Raw genomic sequence first — 2,954 nt, 5'->3', positions numbered from 1 at the left:
GCTGGGCCCAGCCCGGCGGCGCGATGTCCGACACCTTCCTTGTGGGCGGCATCTTCCTCATCGCCGGCGGCGTCGTGGCGAGCTTCCGCGTGCTGCACGCGCACTGGAAGGGCCGGCGTTAGCGAAGGCCGGCGGCGGCCTAGCGTCTACTCGCCGAAACTTCACCGACACGCTGCGGCCTGACGCCTTCCAGAAGGGCTTTACGAAGGTGGACGCCTCGATCTAGCTCGAGACGCCGATGTCTGGCCCAATGACGCAATCGTCGCAGACGTGTCTGACCCCATTGCGCAGATCCCCGGCTGCGCCTCCCATAGGGTGCCGACGGGACCCGGCGATCGGCTGAGGACGGCGGTGCGACAGCAGCTTCAGCGTCTGGTGAACAGGATGCGAGCGGCCGCGGATGCGGCGGCGGCCGTCGACTGCCTGCGTGAGACCGGCGACGTGATCGGAATGCGGCTTCCGTGCGCGCTGAACGACGTCTCCGCCAACTCGCCCGTGTACGACCAGCAGGGCCGGCGCATCGCCGACCTGCTGGGCTGGCCCGCGTGGATGACCGACAACTGGTTCGATCGCGCCTATGTGCGCCAGCATCCGATCTACCTGCGGTGCCGCTTCGAGAACATGCCGTTCGGCAGCGTCTATGCCCAGCTTTGGGAGTCCCTCGCCGCACCCACGCCGGCGCAGTTGCAGATGAAGAAGGACACGGACCGGCTCGGCGTCGTCGCGCAGATCACCGTCCCCGTTCACCTGGTGCTGGGACGGACGGCCTGCGTCCTGTGGTGCACGCAGGACCCGGTTGATCTCGACGCCGTGCTGGAGTCCTGCGGTGACCAGCTCCTGACGATCGGCCATCTGTTCATGGCGATCCTGCAGCCTCTCCACGAGCAGACGGCGAGCGCGCGCGGGCGCGAACTCGCGTATCTCTCCGACCGGCAGGTCGACTGCCTCTACTGGCTGGCGAACGGGAAGACCGTTCAGGAGACCGCGACCATCCTCGACATCTCCGCCCATACCGTTCGCCAGCACCTTCGGGTCATCGTGGAGCGTCTTCGCGCCGCAAATACGGTCCACGCCGTGGCGCTGGCGACCCAGTTCGGGATCATCGGCAGGCTGCCCTAGGACGGCGTCCGCGACGAGCGCCATAGCCAGATCGGGCGAGTTGCCTGCGAAGGGCCGGTCCGCAACCCTCGAAGGATGCAAGCCGGGGCGAAACCTCGGCGCCCGGGCGCGCCACGCACCGGGGGAAGCGGAGGGAACCCCATGGCCAGACTCAGCCTGTTGCCGATCGAGACCTGGCCGGAGACGCTCAAGGGCGTGTTCGGCGACAGCGCGCCCAGCCAGATCGAGCTGGGCGTCACGCGGATCACCGCCCACCGGCCGGTGCTGTCGATGGCCATGATACAGTACAATCAGGCTCTGCGCGCCAACCGGACCCTCCCGGAGCGGCTCATGGAGCTGGTCCGGCTGCGGATCGCCTTCCACAACCAGTGCCGCAGCTGCATGGCGATCCGCTACGCCAGCGCCGTGGACGACGGCCTGGACGAAGGCGCCGTCTGCTCCCTGCAGAAGCCGTTCGAGGCGCCCGACCTCTCGGAAGCGGAGAGACTGGCGATCGACTATGGCGAGCGGCTTGCGACGAACCACCTTTCGATCGACGACGCTGTCTACGACCGGCTGCGGACCACCTTCAGCGAGCCGCAGATCGTCGAGCTCGGGCTCTGGGCGGCCTGGTGCGTGGGGGTCGGCCGCCTGGCCGCCACGTGGGACATGGTCGAGGACCTCCCGGAGGCGTTCGCGGACCGCTCGCAGGAGGCCGTCGGACCGTGGCAGGGCCGCCCGGTGGTCGTGAACCGCGGCGTCTCACCCGAGCCTGGGATGTAAGGCCGCCAGGAATCTCGGCCCTCCCGCGTAAAGGGAGGTTTCACGAAGCGGTGGTGGCCTGACGGCCTGGGCAGAGGCGCTCAACTTGCCCGGGGGGTCGCCTCCCGCAACGCCTGGAGGAAGCTGACCTTGGCTGCGGATCCGCGAACGTCCGGTTCCGCTCCGGTCACGCGGCCCAGTTGCACACTCTCTTACACACTGGACCGTTACGCGGAGATTATATAAATTAAATCAGCTACTTATAGGATTGTGTGGGACTTAAAAGTTGTACGCGCCTACCCGGCCTGCGAGCGCCTGAGGCGCGAGGTTGGGTCAGCGTACCGGGTCCCGCGCGCCTAGCCATACGTAAGCTTACCGCCCCCGGGCGTAGCGGCGGGTGTGGCGGAACTGGCAGACGCGGCGGATTTAAAATTCGCTTCCGTACGGAGTGTCGGTTCGAGTCCGACCGCCCGCACCACTGCACTCCGTGTTCGGCTCGAATTGACCGTAGGATAGGCTCGATGGTCCTGCCCGCCCCGCCGAGTATCATCCGCATCTCTCTGTTTAATCATCTTACTACGTTTACTACGTAGTTGACCGCCGCCGGTGGGTCGGCGTAGCGTGCAGGTGCACATGGCGCGTGGTGTCGTAGCGCCGGGACAGAACCCCGCGAAGGGGTCGGACATAGGGAGACGCTCGTGGACGATCCGTCGGGAGACGCCCTCGCGCCGTTCAGGCTGGACGGCAAGGTCGCGTTGATCACCGGCGCGGCCTCGGGCCTGGGCCGCGCCACGGCCGAGCTGTTCGCCGCCGTGGGCGCTTCGGTCATCGTCGCCGACCTGGACGGAGCCGCGGCTGCCGCGACGGCGGCGGAGATCGCGGCGATCGGGCCGGCCTTCGGCGTCGCAGTAGACGTGGCCGACGAGGCAGCGGTGCGAGCCGCGTTCGCGGCCGCGGCCGAGCGGTTCGGCGGTGTCGACATCCTGGTCAACAATGCCGCCTACCGGCTGAAGGCGGCCACCATGGACATGCCCGTCGAGGAGTGGGACCGCATGCACGCCGTCAATGCGCGGGGTACGTTCCTGTGCCTACGC

The 2,954-nt window shown here is 67.8% G+C and carries 3 protein-coding genes and 1 tRNA gene; all 4 read left to right on the top strand.

The window, feature by feature from the left end:
- The first annotated feature begins 384 nt into the window (after nucleotides 1-384).
- Nucleotides 385-1,119, top strand: a complete 735-nt coding sequence (locus tag VGD44_RS07275) for a helix-turn-helix transcriptional regulator (protein WP_331085388.1) — start codon at nucleotides 385-387, stop codon at nucleotides 1,117-1,119.
- A 141-nt stretch (nucleotides 1,120-1,260) separates the two neighbouring features.
- Nucleotides 1,261-1,881, top strand: coding sequence for a carboxymuconolactone decarboxylase family protein (locus VGD44_RS07270; protein ID WP_331085386.1), 621 nt, complete (start codon nucleotides 1,261-1,263; stop codon nucleotides 1,879-1,881).
- Between the two features lie 372 nt (nucleotides 1,882-2,253).
- A tRNA-Leu gene (locus VGD44_RS07265) sits at nucleotides 2,254-2,338 on the top strand.
- Between the two features lie 220 nt (nucleotides 2,339-2,558).
- Nucleotides 2,559-2,954 (top strand): SDR family NAD(P)-dependent oxidoreductase (locus VGD44_RS07260; protein WP_331085384.1); only part of this gene is annotated, 396 nt, incomplete at its 3' end.

This window comes from Phenylobacterium sp. (assembly GCF_036402295.1).
Classification (GTDB): domain Bacteria; phylum Pseudomonadota; class Alphaproteobacteria; order Caulobacterales; family Caulobacteraceae; genus Phenylobacterium.
This window is presented reverse-complemented; position numbering and strand designations above follow the sequence as displayed.

Bases quoted from the DNA above. Each gene is read 5' to 3' on its own strand.
- VGD44_RS07275 (WP_331085388.1), top strand. From the start codon at position 385: ATGCGAGCGGCCGCGGATGCGGCGGCGGCCGTCGACTGCCTGCGTGAG.
- VGD44_RS07270 (WP_331085386.1), top strand. From the start codon at position 1,261: ATGGCCAGACTCAGCCTGTTGCCGATCGAGACCTGGCCGGAGACGCTC.